This is a genomic window from Streptomyces sp. NPDC033177 (assembly GCF_055577715.1).
In genome coordinates this window covers 20,974-38,817 of sequence record NZ_JBVIPS010000011.1, presented here as the reverse complement: position 1 = coordinate 38,817, position 17,844 = coordinate 20,974, and the positions used below count along the sequence as shown (strand labels likewise).

Below are 17,844 nucleotides of genomic sequence, written 5' to 3'. Positions count from 1 at the left end.
CGCCCGCACCCCCTCACAGTGAGGTGGCAGGCCAGCCGAGCAGCCGCGCGCCGATGACCGCCGTCTGCAGGGTGTAGCGGTCCAGGGGGTCGGCGGGGTCGGATCCGGTGAGGGTGCGGATGCGTTCCAGGCGGTACGTGAGTGCTCGTACGCTCAACGACAGTTCACGCGCCGCCTGGGCCGCCACGCACCCGGTGTCGAAGTAGGCGATCAGGGTGTCCAGGAGGGGCCCGGCGCCGCCCCGCGCCTCTTCGAGCGGGCCGAGCGTGTTGAGCACCAGCTCCACCAGGGCCTGCCGGTCACGCGCGAGCACGGGGAAGACCAGGAGGTCGGCGGCACGCAGCACGGGCTCGTCGAAGCCCATGCGCGTCGCGAGCTCCAGGGTGCTGACGGCCTCTTCGTAACTGTGGGCGATGCCCGCCACACCCGGCTGGGGCCGGCCGATGGCGATACGGCCGCCGTCGGTCGCGGCGTGCGCGCGCTTGGCGAAGTGCGTGAGGACCTCGTCCTGGTGGGCGGGGGCGATGCAGACGAGGCGCCCGTCCTTGGTGGTGAGCAGGATGTGGCGGTCGCCGAAGCGGCCGACCATCTCGTTCTCCACGTCCCGCGACACGGGGTCGGTCTCGTCGTAGGCGCAGGGCCCCTCCGCCACGGCCACCGCGTGCGCGTGCGACAGCCGCAGGCCGAACCGCTCGGCCCGTGCGCCGAGCCGGCCCAGGTCCCCTCGCCCGTAGAGCAGGTCGTCGATCAACTCGCGGCGTGCGGCCTCTTCCTGGCGTACGACGAGACGTTGCGCGTGTTCGTAGCCCTCGGCGAAGGCGTCGATGGCCTGCTCGGCGGTCGCGAGCAGGTGATCGGGGTCGCCGGTCGCGGGGCGGTGGATCCGGGTGGCGCTGAGGTGCTCGCGGATGAGGACGCGCCACGCGTAGCCGGCGTGCGCGGCCTGCGCGCCGAGCGCCCTGCGTGACGTCAGTTCCTCGCGGGTCAGCCGGCGCCCGGTCGCGGCGGCGCGGGTGAGGATGTCGGCGTAGCCGTCGAGCAGTTGCTCGGGGATCTCCTGGGTGGTCATCAGCTCTCCCTCGTCGGGTGCGATGGCTGGTGAGCGGGGCGCGCGGCGGCAAAGGCGCACACGACAGCGCGGCGGGGGTGGGGCGGGGCGGGCGGAACGCAGCCAGGGCAAGCGAGACACGGCAACTGGGCGCGGGCAAGCCGGAGTTGATGCCCGGGTCACATCAGCGGCGCGGGTCGCTCGTCATGGTGCCGTAGGTATCAGGCACGCTGTCGCGGGCGGAGTTGTCGACGCGTACGACTCGGGGGGCGCGCACAGCGTGACCCATGCCTTGCCCCCGCCTCTCCGACCTCGGCGATCACTGTCGCCTGCTTGATGGTTGAGCAATCAGCCGCTCAACAGAGCAACTTGGCTCAATTCATCACTTTACCGTACGACGTCCGGGGCCTGCCCGTACGACGTCCGCCGGGGCCTGGCCGTACGACGTCCAGGGCCGGAGTTTCTCGGGGTTCCGGATCGCCCACATGCGCGTGATCCGGTCGCCCGCGACGTCGAAGGCCAGCACCGACGTGGTGATGCCGTCGTGCTGGACCACCAGTCCGGGCTGGCCGTTCACCGTGCGTTCCAGGATCGTCTGATCGAGCGCCTGCTCGTCGATGACGACGGAGAGCTCGACCAGGTAGCGCGCGATCTCCTCACCTCCCGTGAGGGGGTGAGGCGCGGAGTTGACCAGTCCTCCGCCGTCGGCGAGTGCTGTGGCCTCGGGGTCGAGTACGCCGATGAGCGCGGCGATGTCCTTGGCCTCCCAGGCGTGCTTGAAGTCCCTGACGACGGCGGCGCGCCGGGCCGCCGAAGGGGCGGGCACGTCCGAGGTTCGGGTACGGCGGCGCGCCGATGACGCCAACTGACGACAGGCCGCCGGGCTGCGGCCGACGATCTCGGCCACCTCGGCGAAGGAGTAGCGGAAGACGTCGTGCAGGATGAACGCGACACGCTCGGCCGGGGTCATCGATTCGAGCACCACGAGGAAGGCCATGCTGACCGACTCGTCGAGAGTGACCCGGTCGGCCGGGTCGGCGGTCGCCCCGCCCTGCCGGCCCTCGGCCCACTCCGTGCGATCGGGCAGCGGCTCCGGGATCCATTCGCCCACGTAGCTCTCGCGCCGGACCCGCGCCGAGCGGAGCTGGTCGAGGCAGATGCGCCCGGCGACCCTCGTCAGCCAGCCACCGGGGGATTCGATGGCCTCCCGCTGCCGCGGGGACATCGCATACCAACGGACGTAAGCCTCCTGTACGACGTCCTCGGCGTCCGCCAGGGAACCGAGCAGCCGGTACGCGAGATTGATCAACTGCCGCCGTTCGCCCATGACCGCACTCAAGCTCGCGTCGATGCGTCCCTCTCCGGGCTCGAACTGGGTCCCCATGGTGTCGCCACTCCCTTGCCGCGTCAGCCGTCCCGCATCCGACGCGACAGCCTCTCCCACTCCCGACGGGACAGCCCCTCGAAATGTGACGTCGCCCCTGTGCCTCACATTCCGGGGGCCTGTCCCGTCGGTGCTGCAGGGACGACAACGATCCCGCCACCAACCGGTCCGCCCGACCACGGGAAGGAACCGGCCGAGCAGCCAAGAACGAACAGCCCAGAACGAGCGGCTCAGAACGAACAGCCCAGAAAAGGGAGATCACCATGCAAGCCCGTCTCGACTTCCTCGCCAATCCGGTCTCGGCCGGCGCCGTCAAGCACATCGCCGTCGCGGGCAGGTCGCTCCTGGAGTCGACGTTGCCGGCCGCGACGCGGGAGCTGGTCGAGCTCCGCGTCAGCCAGATCAACGGCTGCGGATTCTGCGTCGACATACACACCAAGGAGGCCGCGCACGCCGGAGAGACCCAGCAACGCCTGCACCTTGTCGCCGCCTGGCGCGAGGCCACGGTGTTCACCGACGCCGAACGGGCCGCCCTGGAGCTGGCGGAGGAGGGCACCCGGATCGCCGACGCGGCCGGTGGCGTGCCGGACGAGGTGTGGGCGAACGCCGCCAAGCACCACGACGAGGACCAGCTCGCCGCCCTGGTGTCGGCCATCGCCCTCATCAACGCCTTCAACCGCCTGAACGTCCTCACCCAGCACCCGGCGGGCGACTACAAGGTCGGCCAGTTCGGCTGACCGGGATCCACCACGGCTGGAGCCCCGGCCCTAACGGCCGGGCCCAGCCGTCCCCGCGCAACGACAAGAGAAAGCAGGAGGCACCATGCCCACCACCCTCAGCGTCGGCGAACTGACCGGCGCCTACGTCCTCGACGCCGCCCGCTCCCGGATCGGTTTCGTCGGCCGGCACACCTTGTCCACCAAGGTCCGCGGGGAGTTCGAGGAGTACGAGGGCAGCGCCTACCTGTCCGGCGAGCACCCGTCGAAGTCGAGCGCACGCCTCAGCATCCGGGCGTCGAGCCTCCAGACGCACCAACGGCAGCGCGACGATCAGCTGCGCGGCACGTTCCTGGACACGGACAACCACCCCTCCATCGTCTTCGCCTCGACCGATGTGCGGGCGGTCGACGAGACAACCTACGAGGTCACCGGGGACCTGACGATGCGCGCTGTCACCAAGCCCGTCACGCTCCATGTCCAGCTGACCGCCGCAGAGTTGGACGCCCGAGGCGAGATCCAGGTCGGCTTCCTGGGCAGCGCCACCATCAACCGCAAGGACTGGGGCCTGAACTGGAACGCCGCGACCTCCGTCCTCGTGAGCCCGAAGGTAACGCTGGAGTTCGACCTCATCGCGGTCCGGCAGCCCTGACCACCCGATGGCCCAGGGCCCGATGGCCAACACCTGGAGAGGAACCTGATGGCGACGAGACTGCGCGTCGTGACGTTGAACGTCTGGAACAGCCGCGGCGACGCCGTCGCGCGGGCGGCGCTGATCAACGCCGAGCTGCGGCGGCTCGCGCCGGATCTCGTCACCCTCCAGGAGGTTCTGCCGGACCAACTGCCCGACCTGACGTGGAGGTGGGGCTGCTCACTACAGGACCGCTCCCGAAAAAGGCCGCTCACGACAGGGCGGGGATGACCGTGGTGCCGTAGCCCTCGATGACCTCCTCGCGGGCGTCGTGCATCGCGTACAGGGCGAACTGGTCGACGCCCAGACTCTTCAACTCCCCAAGCTTGGCGATGTGTTGTTGCGCCGTGCCGATGACGCAGAAGCGGTCCACGATCTCGTCGGGGACGAAGGCCGTGTCGGGGTTGTCGGCGCGGCCGTGGTGGGAGTAGTCGTACCCCTCGCGGGCCTTGATGTACTCGGTGAGGGCCTCGGGGACCAGGTCCGAGTGCTCGCCGTACTTCGCCACCAGGTCGGCCACGTGGTTGCCGACCATCCCGCCGAACCAGCGGCACTGCTCGCGGGCGTGCGCCAAGGCGGCCGGTGAGTCGTCCTCCGTCAGGTACGCGGGGGCGGCGACGCAGATCGTGACCGAGGACGGGTCGCGGCCCGCCGCCGCGGCGGCGTCGCGGACCGCCTTCACCATCGTCTCCGTCAGATACGGGTCGGCGAGCTGGAGGATGAATCCGTCCGCCTCCTCGCCCGCCATCTTCAGCGCCTTGGGCCCGTACGCGGCCATCCACACCGGGAGTTGGGCGTCCGCCCCGATCCAGGGGAAGCGGATCGTGGTGCCGCCCAGGTCCGCCTCCTCGCCCGAGGCCAGCGCGCGGATGACCTTCATGGCCTCGCTGATGCGGGCGAGGGTGTTCGGGGTACGGCCCGCCACCCGCATCGCGCTGTCCCCGCGGCCGATGCCACACACCGTGCGGTTGCCGTACATGTCGTTCAAGGTCGCGAACGTGGAGGCCGTCACCTCCCAGGTGCGGGTGCCCGGGTTGGTGACCATCGGGCCGACGATCAGACGCTGTGTGTTCGCCAGGATCTGGCTGTAGATGACGAAGGGCTCCTGCCACAGCACGGCCGAGTCGAAGGTCCAGCCGTAGCGGAAGCCGTTTCGCTCGGCGCGCTTCATGAGGCTGATGACCTGCGCGGCCGGCGGATCGGTCTGCAGGACGAGTCCGAAGTCCATGGTGCGTCGCCTCTCCTAGCCGAGGTACTGGGTGGTGCCGCGCGGGACGTACGCGCCGTGCCCGGCGTGGCCGGTGAACTTCCGCTGGTCGATGACCACTTCACCGCGGGACAGGACCGTCTCCACCTGGCCCATGACGTGCTTGCCCTCGTACGCGGAGTAGTCGACGTTCATGTGGTGCGTCTCCGCCGACATGATCTGCTCGGCGGCCGGGTCGTAGATGACGACGTCCGCGTCCGCGCCCGGCGCGATCGTGCCCTTCTTGCCGTACAGGCCGAACATCCGGGCCGGGCTCGCGCAGGCGATCTCGATCCAGCGGCGGCGGCTGATGTGCCCGTCGACGACGGCCTGATGGAGGAGGTCCATGCGGTTCTCGACGCCCGGGAGGCCGTTCGGGATCTTGGAGAAGTCGCCACGGCCCAGTTCCTTCTGCCCCACGAAGCAGAACGGGCAGTGGTCCGTGGAGACCACCTGGAGGTCGTTCGTGCGCAGGCCGCGCCAGAGCGCCGCCTGGTGCTCGCGTGGCCGCAGCGGGGTCGAGCAGACGTACTTGGAGCCCTCGAAGTCGGGCTCCGCGAGGTTGTCCGTGGAGAGGAACAGATACTGCGGGCAGGTCTCACCGAACACCGGCAGGCCCTCGTCCCGCGCCCTGGCCAGCTCGGCCACCGCCTCCTGCGCCGACACGTGCACCACGTACACGGGAGCCCCCGCCACCTGGGCGAGCTTGATCACCCGGTGGGTCGCCTCCGCCTCAAGGAGCGACTTGCGCACCTCGCCGTGATAGCGCGGATCGGTCTCGCCGCGCGCGAGGGCCTGCTCCACCAGGACGTCGATGGCCAGGCCGTTCTCCGCGTGCGTCATGATCAGTCCGCCGTTGACGGCGGCCCGCTGCATCGCGCGCAGGATCTGGCCGTCGTCGCTGAAGAAGACTCCGGGGTACGCCGTGAAGAGCTTGAAGGAGCTGACTCCCTCCTCGATGAGGTGGTCCATCTCCTTCAGGGTCCTCTCGTTGACGTCCGAGAGGATCATGTGGAAGCCGTAGTCGATCGCGCACTTGCCGTCCGCCTTCGCGTACCAGGCGTCGAGGCCCGCGCGCAGCGCCTGCCCCTTGGTCTGCACGGCGAAGTCCACGATGGTCGTGGTGCCGCCCCAGGCCGCGGCCCGGGTGCCCGTCTCGAAGTCGTCGGACGAGAAGGTGCCGCCGAAGGGGAAGTCCATGTGCGTGTGCGCGTCGACTCCCCCCGGGATCACGTACTTGTGGGAGGCGTCGATGACGCGGTCCGCGGTCCACGCCTCGGCGGCGCCCGAGCCGTGCGCGGCGAGCGCGGCGATCCTGCCGTCCTCGATCAGCACGTCGGCGTGGGTCTCTTCGGCGGCGGTGATGACGAGTCCGCCGCGGATCAGGGTGCGGGTACTCATGATGGGGCGCTCCCTTTCATGCTCGTACGCAGGTTCATACTCGCCCGCGTGTGCGTGAACTAGACGCTTCGCAGCGCCTGTTCGAGGATCGACGCCCCCTCTTCCGCCTCCGCCACGGTCAGTGAGAGCGGTGGGGCGACGCGCAGGACGCTGGTGTCGTGGCCGCCACCCTTGCCGATGAGGAGTCCGCCCTCGCGGGCCGCCTCCAGGACGGCGGCTGCCGCCTGTGGATTGGCCTGCCCCGTCTCGGGGTTGACCAGCTCGATGCCGATCATCAGGCCCCGTCCGCGCACTTCGCGTACGACGGGCAGCTGGGCGCAGATGGCACGCAGCCGCTCGATGAGCAGACCGCCTACGCGCCGCGCGTTGCCCTGGAGGTCGTGTTCCAGGAGGTACGTGAGGTTGGCGAGGCCGGCGGCCATGGTGACCGGTGAGCCGCCGAAGGTCGAGATGGAGTTGGAGTCGAGGGAGTTCATGACCTCGGCGCTCGCGACGACACCGCCGATGGACATGCCGTTGCCGATGCCCTTGGCGAAGGTCAGGATGTCCGGCGGGCCGTTCTCGGCGTGTGCCTGCCAGCCCCAGAAGTGGTCGCCGGTGCGCCCCCAGCCGGTCTGCACCTCGTCCGAGATCCACAGGACGCCGTGCTCCCACAGGACTTCGCGGAAGGCGGCGTAGAGCCCGTCCGGTGGCGAGGTGAAGCCGCCGACGCCCTGGACGGGCTCGGCGATCAGCGCCGCCACTCCCCCGCGCGCCTGCCCGAGCATGTCCTTGAGGTCGGCGACGCAGGCCTCGATGAACTCGGCGTCGCTCAGCGCGGCGTACGGCCCGCGGCCGCGGACGCCGCCGTGGACGTACAGCGTCTGGAGCGGCGAGAGGCTGGTCGGGGACCAGGAGTTGTTGCCGGTGATGCCGACGGCCGTGAAGGAGCGGCCGTGGTAGCTGTTGCGCATGGCCAGGATCTGGTTCGAGCGGCGGTGCGCGGTGGCCAGGAGCAGGGCCGTGTCGTTGGCCTCGGTCCCCGATGTGGTGAAGAAGACCCGGGCGTCCGGGATGCCGGAGAGTCCCGCGACCCGCTCCGCGAGGTCGATCATCGGCCGGTTGAGGTAGAGCGTGGACGAGTGGATGATCCGCCCGGCCTGCTCGGCGACCGCCTTGGTGACCTCGGGCAGCGCGTGGGCGGTCATGGTGGTGAGGATGCCGCCGAAGAAGTCGAGGTACTGCCTGCCGTCCGCGTCCCATACGCGGCGGCCATCGCCGTGGGTGATCTCCAGCGGGTCGGCGTAATAGAGCGCGAGCCACTCGGGCAGGACGGCCTTGTGGCGGGTGTGGAGATCACTCACGGCTGCACCAGTCCTTCGTACGCGTCGGGGCGGCGGTCCCGGTAGAACGCCCACTGCTGGCGTACTTCCTCGATCAGGCTCAGGTCCAGGTCCCTGACGACGAGTTCCTCGGCCTTGTCGCTCGCAGCCTCGCCGACGAACTGCCCGCGCGGGTCGACGAAGTACGACGTGCCGTAGAAGTCGTTGTCGCCGTACTCCTCGACGCCCACGCGGTTGATGGCGGCGATGAAGTACTCGTTGGCGACGGCCGCTGCGGGCTGTTCCAGCTGCCAGAGGTAGGCGGAGAGGCCGCGGGACGTGGCGGAGGGGTTGTAGACGATCTGGGCGCCGTTCAGGCCGAGCTGGCGCCAGCCCTCGGGGAAGTGGCGGTCGTAGCAGATGTAGACGCCGACCTTGCCGACGGCCGTCTCGAAGACGGGCCAGCCGGCGTTGCCCGGCTTGAAGTAGTACTTCTCCCAGAAGCCCTTGACCTGGGGGATGTGGTGCTTGCGGTACTTCCCCAGATACGAGCCGTCGGAGTCGATGACGGCGGCGGTGTTGAAGTAGAACCCGGACTGCTCGACCTCGAAGACCGGGACGACGACGACCATGCCGGTCTCGCGGGCGAGTTCCTGCATGCGCGTGACCGTGGGTCCGTCCGGCACGGGTTCGGCCCACCGGTAGTGCTCGGGCTCCTGCACCTGGCAGAAGTAGGGGGCGTTGAACACTTCTTGGAAGCCGATGATCTTCGCACCCTGGCGGGCCGCCTCGCGGGCGTGCTCCTCGTGCTTGGCAATCATGGATTCGGTGTCGCCTGTCCAGGTTGCCTGGACCAGTGCGGCGCGTACGACGTTGGCCATGAGCTGCTCCTTCGACGGGACGTCAGAGAGCTTCTACGCCCGTAGACTTGGTGCGTAGACAGGAAAACGTAAGCCTCCCCGACGGGCTGGGCAAGACCATCGCCGTGAACCGGCGGAGTCGATCATGTTTCGCACCCAAGCGGGCGAGAAGCGGCGCGGAACGCGCAGACGCAACAGGTGCGTCAGGCTCTTCCCCGGGCGCTTCAAGCGCTGAATCCGGCAACACGCAGCGCGTGCACGAGATCCCAGTGACGCTCGTCCGAAACTCCTTGGGCAGCCTGGAGGAGCAGCGGGATGAGGCGGTAGGGATCGGTGTGCGCGCAGCCCGCCGTGTCCTCGGGGGTCCGTACGCGGATGTAGGCGTCGAGCAGGGCGCGGGCCTCGCGCTCGCGACCGGCGTCGATCAGCGCGAGCACCGCTTCGGCGATCTCCGGGGCCGGCCGGGAGACGCCCTGCCGCAGCAGCTTGCGGCAGTCGTCGGCGCGACCCGCCCCGGCGAGGGCGTCGGCAAGCGCCACGAGACGGTCGGGGGGCAGCGACGCGGCCTCCCAGAGCAGCGTTGACCAGTCGGCGCCGAGGCCCGCGCGGTGCAGTTCACCGGCGAACACGGGCAGGCGCCGCGCGGGCCAGCCCGCGGCCTCGACGAGTACGCCGTGCGCCTCGCCGCTGCGGCCCTCGCCACGGAGCTTGATGAGCGCGGCGACGGCTTCGGCGGTGATCCGCTCGGCATCGCGGTCCGGCTCGGCGACCTCATGGCGCCCCGTATCGCCCGGCTCTTCGGCGGCGGGCCCGAACCGCGCGCCGCGCGGGCTGTTGGCGGCGGGCGACTGCGCGGGCGTCCGCGGTACGGCGCCGGAACCGGCCGCGGTGATGTCCGCGCCCTCGTCGTCCGCCCCGGAGAACCCCGCGAACCGGGCGCCGCGGGGCCGGCGCGGACGGCGGGAGGTGTCGCGCGACTTTCGGCCCTGCTTGGGGACGCGGGTCCCGTCAGGCCGCTCTGCGGAGTCGGCCGACAGGGTGCGGGCATCGGGAGCAGGGGCGTCCTGCCCGTCCGGTGCGGCACCGAACTCCGGCGCGCGGGCTCCGGGATCAGCGGCCGCGTCGGCAACGCCCCCGGCACCGACTCCGAAGCCGTCGTCAGCACGGGAGCCGAAGTCGTCGGCGGCAGGCACCCCGAAGGCGTTCCGCGGCTGCTCGTCGTAGCCACCGGAGTCGACGTAGTCACCGGAGTCGGCGAAGTCGTCCGCCCCCACCGCCGCGAAGTCGTCCGACACCGGAGCCCCGAAGTCGACCCACTGCGGGCTGTCCGCCCGGTCCAACCGCTCGATGCGCTGCCGGAGTTCCGCACACCGCGCGGTCGCCCGCTCGTGGTCGTCGCGGACCCAGGCCAGTTCGCGGTTGAGCCGTTCCACCTCGTCCGGCGTGTCCGCGGCCGCGAGGGAGTAGCCCAGTTCCACCTGGCGCTCCACGGCGAACCGCTGCTCGGTGAGCATCATGTCGAGGCGCTCGCCGAGCAGCCCGCGGCCTCCGGGGCGTGCGTCGTAGGCGGCCAGCGAGGCCGTGTGCAGGGCCCGCGCCCGCTCCGTCTCGCGCTCGGCGGCCTGCGGCCCGTACCCCGCGGCCAGGTCGTGCAGCAGCGCCTCCACCACATCCCAGGGGGGCACTTCCGAGCCATCCAGGCAGACCTGCATGCCCTCGGGGTCACGCGACCAGAACACGCCGCACCACCCGGCGCCCGGGTCGAGGCGCGCCAGGAGGTCTCTCAGGTACCTCGCGAACTCCCGGACCTGATCAGGGAGTTGTCCTACTGCCATCCGAGCCAGCACCGCCCCATGGAGCCAGGAGTCTTCCGGTCCGGAAGATAACACCAGTCGTGTTACGGGACGACTACACGCGGTTTTCCGGCCGCCCGACAGCACCTCACACGCCGTCGCCCACGCCGTGAGCGAGGACGGAGGCGCAGAGCGCGTGCAGCCCGGCGTGCAGGTGCCCGGGATCAGCACCCTGACTGGTCAGGTGCTCGACCAGGTCACTGCGGACGGCGGCGAGCAGGGCGTGCGCGAGGTAGTCGGCATCCTCGCGCCGGTGTACGCCGGACAGCATCCCGGCGACTTCGGAGTGCCAGAGGTCGTACGCCGGATTGAGGTAGGGACTGCCGGCCCCCGCCCGCTCCAGGGCCAGCATCAGCGCGCGCTGGTCGAGCTTGAGGTCGAGGAGCGCGGCCATGAGCGCGGGCAGCCGCTCGGCCACCGGCGTGCCGGGTCCGAGCGGCGGCGGACCGTCGGTGACCTGCTCGCGCAGTTGCTGTGTCTCCTCGACGACCAGCGCCCGGACCAGGCCGAGCCGGTCGGAGAAATGCCGGAAGACCGTGCCTTTGCCGGCCCCCGCGGCCTGGGCGATGTCGGCCATCTTGACGCCGTCGGGGTCGTCGGCGTCCTTGAACAGCCGGGCGGCAGCGGCCAGCAGCGCTGCCCTGTTGCGCACGGAGTCGGCTCTCTCCTTGCGGGCGGCGGCCATGGTTCCTCCTCGATGGGCGCTCCGGGAGCGCGGGTGGACTGCGCGGGGGCGGACCGGCAGGGACCCCAGCATAAGTCGACCCGAGGTCCGGTACTTGTAAACGGACCCGGGGTCAGGTTAACGTCGCCACCATGACGACGAACGCATCGGCGACCGACGTATTCACCCGCTCCCTAGACCTCTTGCTCGCCAAGGACATCGACGGCTGGGTCGCCCTCTGGGCGCCGGACGGAGTATTCGAGTTCCCCTTCGCGCTCCCCGGAGCCCCGCACCGGCTCGTCGGCCGTGACGCCGTGCGCGGCTACATGGCCGACTACCCCGACCACATCGACCTGCGGAGCTTCGAGGACCTGACCGTCCACCGCACCGATGACCCCGAGACCATCGTCGTGGAGCTGCGCGGCACCGGCCGGGCGGTCGCCACCGGGCGGCCCTTCGACATGCCGTACATCCAGGTCGTCACCGTCCACGAGGGGCAGATCACGCGCTTTCGCGACTACTGGAACGGCGCGTTGGCGGCCGACGCCTTCGACGGGGAGATCCCCGTGGGCGCCGCCCGCGCCGGAGAGGGCCGATGACGATGCGCTTCCTGATCACCGGCGGCACCGGCACCACCGGCAGCCGCGTGGCGGCCGCACTGACCGAGCAGGGCATGTCCGTACGCACCGGAAGCCGCACCCCGGCGCCGGGCACCCACCAGGTCCGCTTCGACTGGACCGACCCCACCACGCACAGCCGCGCCCTCACCGGCACGGACGGCATCTATCTGGTGCCGCCCATCGGGGACTCCGCGCCCGCCCGACTGATGGTGCCGTTCCTGGAACGCGCGCTGGAGGCAGGTGTGCGGCGCTTCGTGCTGCTGAGCTCCTCCGCGATCGCCGAGGGAGACCCCGGGGCCGGGGAAGTCCATCGGGCCCTGCGTCAACTGGCTCCGGAGTGGGCGGTGTTGCGCCCCTCCTGGTTCATGCAGAACTTCGTCACCCCGGGCCATCTCCACGTCGAGAGCATCCGCACCGCGGATGAGATCGTGACGGCCACGGGGCAAGGACGCGTGGCCTTCGTCGACGCGGACGACATCGCGGCCGTCGCCGTAAGGGCCCTGACGGACGAGCGGCCGCACAACACGGCCCACCTGATCACAGGGCCGGAAGCGCTCAGTTACGCGGACGTGGCGGAGGCCTTGTCCAAGGTCACGGGGCGCGCGATCCGCCACCGCCCCGTCCAGGTCGCGGAGTTCCGCGAACGGCTCACGGCCATCGGGATACCCGAGGCGTTCGCGCGGATGCTGGCCGCCATGGACGACGCCATCGCGCACGGCTCCGAGGACCGCGTGGATCCCGCGGTGCAGCGACTCACCGGCCGGCCGGCTCGCGCCTTCGCGGACTTCGCCGCCGAACACGCCCCCGAGTGGGACCGCCGGCGGTGACCGCTGCGGCCGCGGCGCCGCGGCCTCAGGCCGGTGCGAGCGGCACCAGGGAGCACGTCTCGGCGACCTCGTCCAGCGAGAGGCCGAGCGTCACCGCGAGCGCCGACACGGTGAAGAACGCGGGCGTGGGGGCCCGCCCCGTCTCGATCTTGCGGAGCGTCTCGGCGGAGAGCCCGGCGCTCGCGGCCACCTCCACCATGCTCCGCTCGCCGCGCGCCGAACGCAGGAGACGGCCGAGCCGCTCGCCGCGTTCGCGCTCCTCAGGGGTCAGGGGGGTCCGCACCATGCGGTCAGTCTAGTCCGTCCGCGTGCAGAATCCCATTCTCGTACCGGTATAGTTATTGGCATGGTGGAACTCAAGACAGACACATCTATCGACGCGATGCGCGAAGCGGGCCGAATCGTCGCCCAGGCCCTGACGGCGGTGCGGGAGGCGGCGGGCGTCGGCGTCTCGCTGCTCGAACTGGACGAGGTGGCGCACGCCGTGCTGCGGGACGCGGGCGCGACCTCGCCCTTCCTCGGCTACCGCCCCTCCTTCGCCCCCACACCGTTCCCCGCGGTCCTCTGCGCCTCGGTGAACGACGCGATCGTGCACGGCATCCCGACCGACTACCGCCTGCGCGACGGCGACCTGCTCTCCGCGGACTTCGGCGCCGAGTTCGGTGGCTGGGCGGGCGACTCGGCGATCAGCTTCATCGTCGGCACGCCCCGTCCCGAGGACGTACGCCTCGTGGAGACCGCCGAGCGCGCCCTGGAGGCGGGCATCGCCGCGGCCACCGTGGGCAACCGCATCGGCGACATCGCCCACGCGATCGGCACGGTGTGCAGGGACGCGGGTTATGGCATCCCGGAAGGCTTCGGGGGGCACGGCATCGGCCGCAGCATGCACGAGGACCCGGGCGTTCCGAACGAAGGCCGCGCGGGCCGCGGCATGCCCCTGCGGCACGGCATGGCCCTGGCCATCGAGCCGATGGTGATCGCGAGCGGCAGCGACCACTACCACCCGGCGCCGGACGGCTGGACCCTGCGCACGAACGACGGCAGCCGCGCGGCCCACGCCGAACACACGGTGGCGATCACGAACGACGGGCCGCGCATCCTGACGGCGCTGTGACGCCGCAGGGCGGCCCTGTGACGCCGTAAGGCAGTTCTGGCGGGCGGGCTGACGGGGCGGGCCTTGGCGGGCCCGCCCGCCCCTGCCTCACTGCGGCCGCACGACCATCGCCGAGCCGCCACCGCGCCGCGTCTTCTCCGCGGCGGCGAGCCACTTCCCGCCGGGCAGCCGCTGCACCCCGGTGGCCGCGCCGATCTCCGGGTTCTGCTTGAACGAGTGCCCGATCGCCTCCAGGTCGGCCCGCAGCGGGCTCTCCCAGAGGCCCGGCTCCAGCTCGGTCTGGGCGGCGTTGCGCTGGCTCGCGCGCGGCGCGGCGATCGCGTCGACGAGCGGAAGGCCACGGTCGACGAACCCGGTCAGGGTCTGCAGCACCGTGGTGATGATCGTGGCACCGCCGGGCGATCCCAGCGCGACCAGCGGCTTGCCCTTCTCCAGGACGATCGTCGGCGAGATCGAGGAGCGGGGCCGCTTGCCCGGACCCGGCAGGTTCGGGTCGTGCACGGCCGGGTCGGCCGGCGCGAAGGAGAAGTCGGTCAGTTCGTTGTTGAGCAGGAACCCGCGTCCCGGCACGGTGATGCCGCTGCCGCCGGTCGACTCGATGGTCAGGGTGTAGGCGACGACGTTGCCCCACTTGTCGGCCGCCGTGAGGTGCGTGGTGCTCTCGCCCTCGTACGTGGTCGGCGCGGCCTTGTCACCAGCCTTGCAGGCGGCAGGGTCCCGCGGGTTCCCAGGCGCGAGCGGGCTCTTCAGGACCGCGTCGTCACGGATCAGGCACTCCCGCGAGTCGGCGAACCGCTGCGAGAGCAGCTCCTTCGTCGGTACGTCCTCGAAGGCGGGGTCGCCCACCCAGCGCCCGCGGTCGGCGAAGGCGATCCGGCTGGCCTCGATGAAACGGTGCAGATACTTCTTCTTGGACGCCTTCGAAAGGTCGGTCCGCTCAAGGATGTTGAGCGCCTCACCGACGGTCGTGCCGCCGGAGGACGAGGGAGCCATGGAGTAGACGTCGAGCCCCCGGTAGGAGGTCTTCGTCGGTGCCTGCCGCCTCACCGCGTACGCCTTGAGGTCCTTCGTCGACAGGTCGCCGGGCCTGGCCACCCGCTCCGACGCCGGGTCGACGGGCGGCTTGTTCACGGTCCGCACGACGTCCTTGCCGATGCCGCCCCGGTACATCGCCCCGACGCCCTCGCGCCCCAGCTCCTCGTACGTCCGCGCGAGGTCGGGGTTCTTGAACGTCGAGCCGACCACGGGCAGCGCCCCGCCCGGCAGGAACAACTTCGCGGAGTCGGGGAAGTCGGCGAACCGCGCCTGGTTCGCCTCGGTCTGCGAGCGGAAGGTCCCGTCCACCGTGAACCCGTCGCGCGCGAGCCGCTCGGCGGGCTTCAGGAGCGTGCCGAGGCGTTTGCTGCCCCACTTGTCCAGGGCGGACTGCCAGGTCGCCGGGGTGCCGGGCGTGCCCACACCCAGGCCGCTGGTGACGGCGTCCGCGAAGGGGATCGGCTTGCCGTCCTCCAGGAAGAGACCGGAGTCGGCCGTGCGCGGGGCCGTCTCGCGGCCGTCCATCGTGCTCACCTTGCGGCTCTTGGCGTCGTAGTGGACGAAGTAGCCGCCGCCTCCGACACCCGCGGAGTAGGGCTCGGTCACACCGAGGGCGGCCGCCGTGGCGACCGCCGCGTCCACCGCGTTGCCGCCCTTGCGCAGCACCTCGATCCCGGCGGCGGACGCATCCGGGTCAACGCTGGAGACGGCACCGCCATGACCGACGGCGAGTGGTGTCTTCTCCGGGGCCCTCGAAGCCGTTTCAGCGATGCGCGGTGACGAAGGGGGCGCGGCCGCTCCGACCGACACCAACACCCCTCCGACCGCCAATAGCGTCAGATTCCGTACGACAGCACGACGCATCCGTACCTCCAGTCAACAGCCGTCCGCGCAGCGTAACTTCGGTGCGCCCGCCACGTCAGGACCCCCTCGAACACCGGTCCTAGGGACCGCTAGCATGCGCCCCCATGACTGAAGACGTGCGCTACATCGTCCTCGGCCTGATCGCGGCCGGCCTCGGTGCCGTGCTGGGCTGGCTCGCCCGTACCTACCTCTGGCGGCGCAAGCTCCGCCGCAAGCAGGCCTTCTTCGGGCTGCCCGACAACTCCGAGTCGCTGCTCGTGGTCAACCGCGAGGCGGGCGGCCCCGAGCTCACGGTCGTACGCCACGACGTGTTCGCGCTGCTCGAACTGGCCGCGCTGATCAAGGACTGCGGGGCGCACGCCCAACTCGTCGCGCACGACGCCGCCCAGCAGAGCTTCGGCGAGCGCACGGAATTCTGCGTCGGTTCGCCGACCGTCAACCGCCGCATGGCCGCGCACATGCACTCCCTGCTGCCCGGCGTCCGCGTCAACACCGACCCGGAGCCTGGCCCGGACCGCGGCGCCTTCCAGATCGGCAGCGAGCGGTACCGCATGGAGGGCGGCATCGCGGAGTACGTGATCCTCGCGCGGCTCACCGCGGGACAGGACCAGGAGGCGAGACCCGTCTTCCTCTTCTGCGGCCAGCGCGCGATCACCAACCAGGCGGCGACCCGCTATCTCGCCCGGCACCACGAGCGCCTCGCCCGCAAGCATGGCGGCAACACCTTCGTCCTGCTCCTGAAGGTCGTCAACTCCCAGGCCTACGGTGCCGACGTCGTCGAGCTCGTCGGTGATGTCACGCGCGCCGCCCAGGCCCCGGCTCCGGCAGTCGCTCCACCGCGCGCGTCCCATCGCGCCAAGTAGCCCCGACCTCACCGAGCGCCGATGGCCGCGCCCGGCCCATACACCGCCTCTGTGACCTAGTCGGGAAATTCGGGGCAAGAGGCAACCCACCGGGACCTTTGGCCCTCTCACCGTGCAGTTCCACATTCGCACGGAGGTACGTTCCCTTGAGGCCCCTGAGCTCGTATAGTCGCCGACGCCCGATACGCTCCCGCCACACCGGGGCCGCGGTCGCGGCCGCGGGCCTGGCGGCGCTGACCGCCACCCTGACCGCCTGTTCGGGCAGCTCCCCCGCGTCCGCCGACACGGCAGCGGACAAGCCGGACATATCCGTCAACTTGCAGGGCAAGCAGGCCAAGGCGGGCTCCCCGGTCAAGGTGAAGCTGGCCGACGGCAAGCTGAAGCAGGTCACGGTGACCGACGCGAAGGGCGCGAAGCTCACCGGCAAGGTCGCCGCGAACGGCACCACCTGGACCTCGGACCGCACGGCGGTGCCCGGCACCTCGTACAAGGTGAAGGCGACGACGGACGAGGGCACCAGCGCGCGGGCCTCCTTCAGGACGGCCGCTCCGGAGCAGGTCAACAAGCTGTCGCTGACCCCCGGCAAGGACACCACGGTCGGTGTCGCGCAGCCCCTGTCGGTCGTCTTCGACCACCCGGTGAAGAACAAGGCGGAGGTTGAGAAGCACCTCAAGGTGACGACCTCGAACGACACGACCGGGTCCTGGGGCTGGATCAAGAACTACGACGGCAAGGACCGCATCGACTGGCGCCCCAAGGACTACTGGGAGTCCGGCACGAAGGTGAAGCTCGACGCACGGCTCGGCGGGGTCGACTCCGGCACCGACGGCGGCTGGTTCGTCCGCGACTACGCGACCGGCTTCACGGTGGGCAAGAGCCAGCAGGTCAAGGTCGACCTCGACAGCAAGCAGGCCACACTCGTGCGCGACGGGAAGAGCGTGCGGACCGTCCCGATGTCGGCGGGCACCCCCGGCGGCGACAAGGCGTCCTGGGGCGGCACGTCCGTCCTGATGGCCAAGGAGGGCACGATCAACATGCGCTCCGAGACGGTCGGCCTCGGCGACGCCTACGACAAGATGGTCGACAACTCGATGCGCCTGACCTGGTCGGGCATGTACGCGCACGCGGCCCCCTGGAACGCCCGGTTCTTCGGCAACACCAACCACAGCTCGGGCTGCATCGGCATGAGCGACGGCGACGCCTCGTGGCTCTACGGCCAGGTCCAGGTCGGCGACCCCTTCGAGGTCTCCGGCAGCGGCTCGAAGGGCGTTCCCGACCCGGGCAACGGCTACGGCGAGTGGAACATCTCCTGGTCCGACTGGCAGACGAAGAGCGCGCTGAACTGAGGGCCGCCGCG

Annotated in this window: 18 protein-coding genes; 8 read left to right on the top strand and 10 right to left on the bottom strand. The window is 70.8% G+C overall.

All coding sequences use genetic code 11. The annotated features are described in order from the left end of the window. Positions 1–13: 13 nt before the first annotated feature. Both ACZ5U5_RS33020 and sigJ read right to left on the bottom strand, forming a co-directional pair. Positions 14–1,069, bottom strand: a complete 1,056-nt coding sequence (locus ACZ5U5_RS33020; protein WP_469029056.1) for a PucR family transcriptional regulator — start codon at positions 1,067–1,069, stop codon at positions 14–16. A gap of 361 nt (positions 1,070–1,430) precedes the next feature. Beyond that, positions 1,431–2,432 carry an RNA polymerase sigma factor SigJ gene (gene sigJ, locus ACZ5U5_RS33015; protein ID WP_469029054.1) on the bottom strand — a complete coding sequence of 334 codons (1,002 nt, stop codon included), beginning with the start codon at positions 2,430–2,432 and terminating at the stop codon, positions 1,431–1,433. A 263-nt stretch (positions 2,433–2,695) separates the two neighbouring features. On the opposite strand from sigJ, the gene ACZ5U5_RS33010 reads away from it, so the two are divergent. From ACZ5U5_RS33010 to ACZ5U5_RS33000, 3 genes are all read left to right on the top strand, one after another. Beyond that, entirely contained in the window at positions 2,696–3,169 is a 474-nt protein-coding gene (locus tag ACZ5U5_RS33010; protein ID WP_469029052.1) for a carboxymuconolactone decarboxylase family protein, read from the top strand. Positions 3,170–3,254: 85 nt separating this feature from the next. Then, entirely contained in the window at positions 3,255–3,800 is a 546-nt protein-coding gene (locus ACZ5U5_RS33005) for a YceI family protein (protein ID WP_469029050.1), read from the top strand. A gap of 48 nt (positions 3,801–3,848) precedes the next feature. Further along, on the top strand, positions 3,849–4,070 hold the full coding sequence (locus tag ACZ5U5_RS33000) for an endonuclease/exonuclease/phosphatase family protein (RefSeq protein WP_469029048.1): 222 nt from the start codon (positions 3,849–3,851) through the stop codon (positions 4,068–4,070). Here the strand turns inward: ACZ5U5_RS33000 and ACZ5U5_RS32995 are convergent. The 6 genes from ACZ5U5_RS32995 to ACZ5U5_RS32970 form a co-directional block, all read right to left on the bottom strand. After that, positions 4,051–5,067: a TIGR03842 family LLM class F420-dependent oxidoreductase gene (locus tag ACZ5U5_RS32995; protein ID WP_469029046.1), complete on the bottom strand. Its 1,017-nt coding sequence runs from the start codon at positions 5,065–5,067 to the stop codon at positions 4,051–4,053. The genes ACZ5U5_RS33000 and ACZ5U5_RS32995 overlap by 20 nt on opposite strands. Positions 5,068–5,082: 15 nt before the next feature. Next, the gene (hydA, locus tag ACZ5U5_RS32990; protein WP_469029043.1) at positions 5,083–6,486 is read right to left on the bottom strand and encodes a dihydropyrimidinase; all 1,404 of its coding nucleotides are present in this window, start codon (positions 6,484–6,486) and stop codon (positions 5,083–5,085) included. 59 nt (positions 6,487–6,545) lie between these two features. Next, positions 6,546–7,829 carry an aspartate aminotransferase family protein gene (locus ACZ5U5_RS32985; protein ID WP_469029040.1) on the bottom strand — a complete coding sequence of 428 codons (1,284 nt, stop codon included), beginning with the start codon at positions 7,827–7,829 and terminating at the stop codon, positions 6,546–6,548. Beyond that, positions 7,826–8,668 (bottom strand): nitrilase-related carbon-nitrogen hydrolase, encoded by an 843-nt coding sequence (locus ACZ5U5_RS32980; protein WP_469029037.1) that lies wholly within the window; start codon positions 8,666–8,668, stop codon positions 7,826–7,828. The genes ACZ5U5_RS32985 and ACZ5U5_RS32980 overlap by 4 nt, the downstream gene beginning before the upstream one ends. A 203-nt stretch (positions 8,669–8,871) precedes the next feature. Further along, positions 8,872–10,482, bottom strand: coding sequence for a hypothetical protein (locus tag ACZ5U5_RS32975; protein ID WP_469029036.1), 1,611 nt, complete (start codon positions 10,480–10,482; stop codon positions 8,872–8,874). Positions 10,483–10,588: 106 nt separating this feature from the next. Further along, complete coding sequence (locus tag ACZ5U5_RS32970; RefSeq protein ID WP_469029034.1) at positions 10,589–11,185, bottom strand: TetR/AcrR family transcriptional regulator; 597 nt, start codon at positions 11,183–11,185, stop codon at positions 10,589–10,591. 131 nt (positions 11,186–11,316) lie between these two features. Here ACZ5U5_RS32970 and ACZ5U5_RS32965 point away from each other — a divergent pair, with 131 nt between their 5' ends. Together ACZ5U5_RS32965 and ACZ5U5_RS32960 are read left to right on the top strand one after the other, a co-directional pair. Then, positions 11,317–11,763 carry a nuclear transport factor 2 family protein gene (locus ACZ5U5_RS32965; protein ID WP_469029031.1) on the top strand — a complete coding sequence of 149 codons (447 nt, stop codon included), beginning with the start codon at positions 11,317–11,319 and terminating at the stop codon, positions 11,761–11,763. Then, complete coding sequence (locus ACZ5U5_RS32960; RefSeq protein ID WP_469029028.1) at positions 11,760–12,611, top strand: ergot alkaloid biosynthesis protein; 852 nt, start codon at positions 11,760–11,762, stop codon at positions 12,609–12,611. Before ACZ5U5_RS32965 ends, ACZ5U5_RS32960 begins: the two co-directional genes overlap by 4 nt. Positions 12,612–12,636: 25 nt before the next feature. Here ACZ5U5_RS32960 and ACZ5U5_RS32955 read toward each other — a convergent pair whose 3' ends face one another. Next, positions 12,637–12,897: a helix-turn-helix domain-containing protein gene (locus ACZ5U5_RS32955; protein WP_469029025.1), complete on the bottom strand. Its 261-nt coding sequence runs from the start codon at positions 12,895–12,897 to the stop codon at positions 12,637–12,639. A 60-nt stretch (positions 12,898–12,957) separates the two neighbouring features. Between ACZ5U5_RS32955 and map the strand changes: the two genes are divergently transcribed. Beyond that, the gene (gene map, locus ACZ5U5_RS32950) at positions 12,958–13,725 is read left to right on the top strand and encodes a type I methionyl aminopeptidase (protein WP_469029022.1); all 768 of its coding nucleotides are present in this window, start codon (positions 12,958–12,960) and stop codon (positions 13,723–13,725) included. Between the two features lie 87 nt (positions 13,726–13,812). Here the strand turns inward: map and ggt are convergent, their stop codons facing one another. Continuing rightward, entirely contained in the window at positions 13,813–15,624 is a 1,812-nt protein-coding gene (gene ggt, locus ACZ5U5_RS32945) for a gamma-glutamyltransferase (protein ID WP_469029019.1), read from the bottom strand. A 104-nt stretch (positions 15,625–15,728) separates the two neighbouring features. Here ggt and ACZ5U5_RS32940 point away from each other — a divergent pair, with 104 nt between their 5' ends. Both ACZ5U5_RS32940 and ACZ5U5_RS32935 read left to right on the top strand, forming a co-directional pair. Then, positions 15,729–16,487 (top strand): hypothetical protein, encoded by a 759-nt coding sequence (locus tag ACZ5U5_RS32940; protein ID WP_469029017.1) that lies wholly within the window; start codon positions 15,729–15,731, stop codon positions 16,485–16,487. A 146-nt stretch (positions 16,488–16,633) separates the two neighbouring features. Further along, on the top strand, positions 16,634–17,833 hold the full coding sequence (locus ACZ5U5_RS32935; protein ID WP_469029016.1) for a L,D-transpeptidase: 1,200 nt from the start codon (positions 16,634–16,636) through the stop codon (positions 17,831–17,833). The last annotated feature ends 11 nt before the right edge of the window (positions 17,834–17,844 follow it).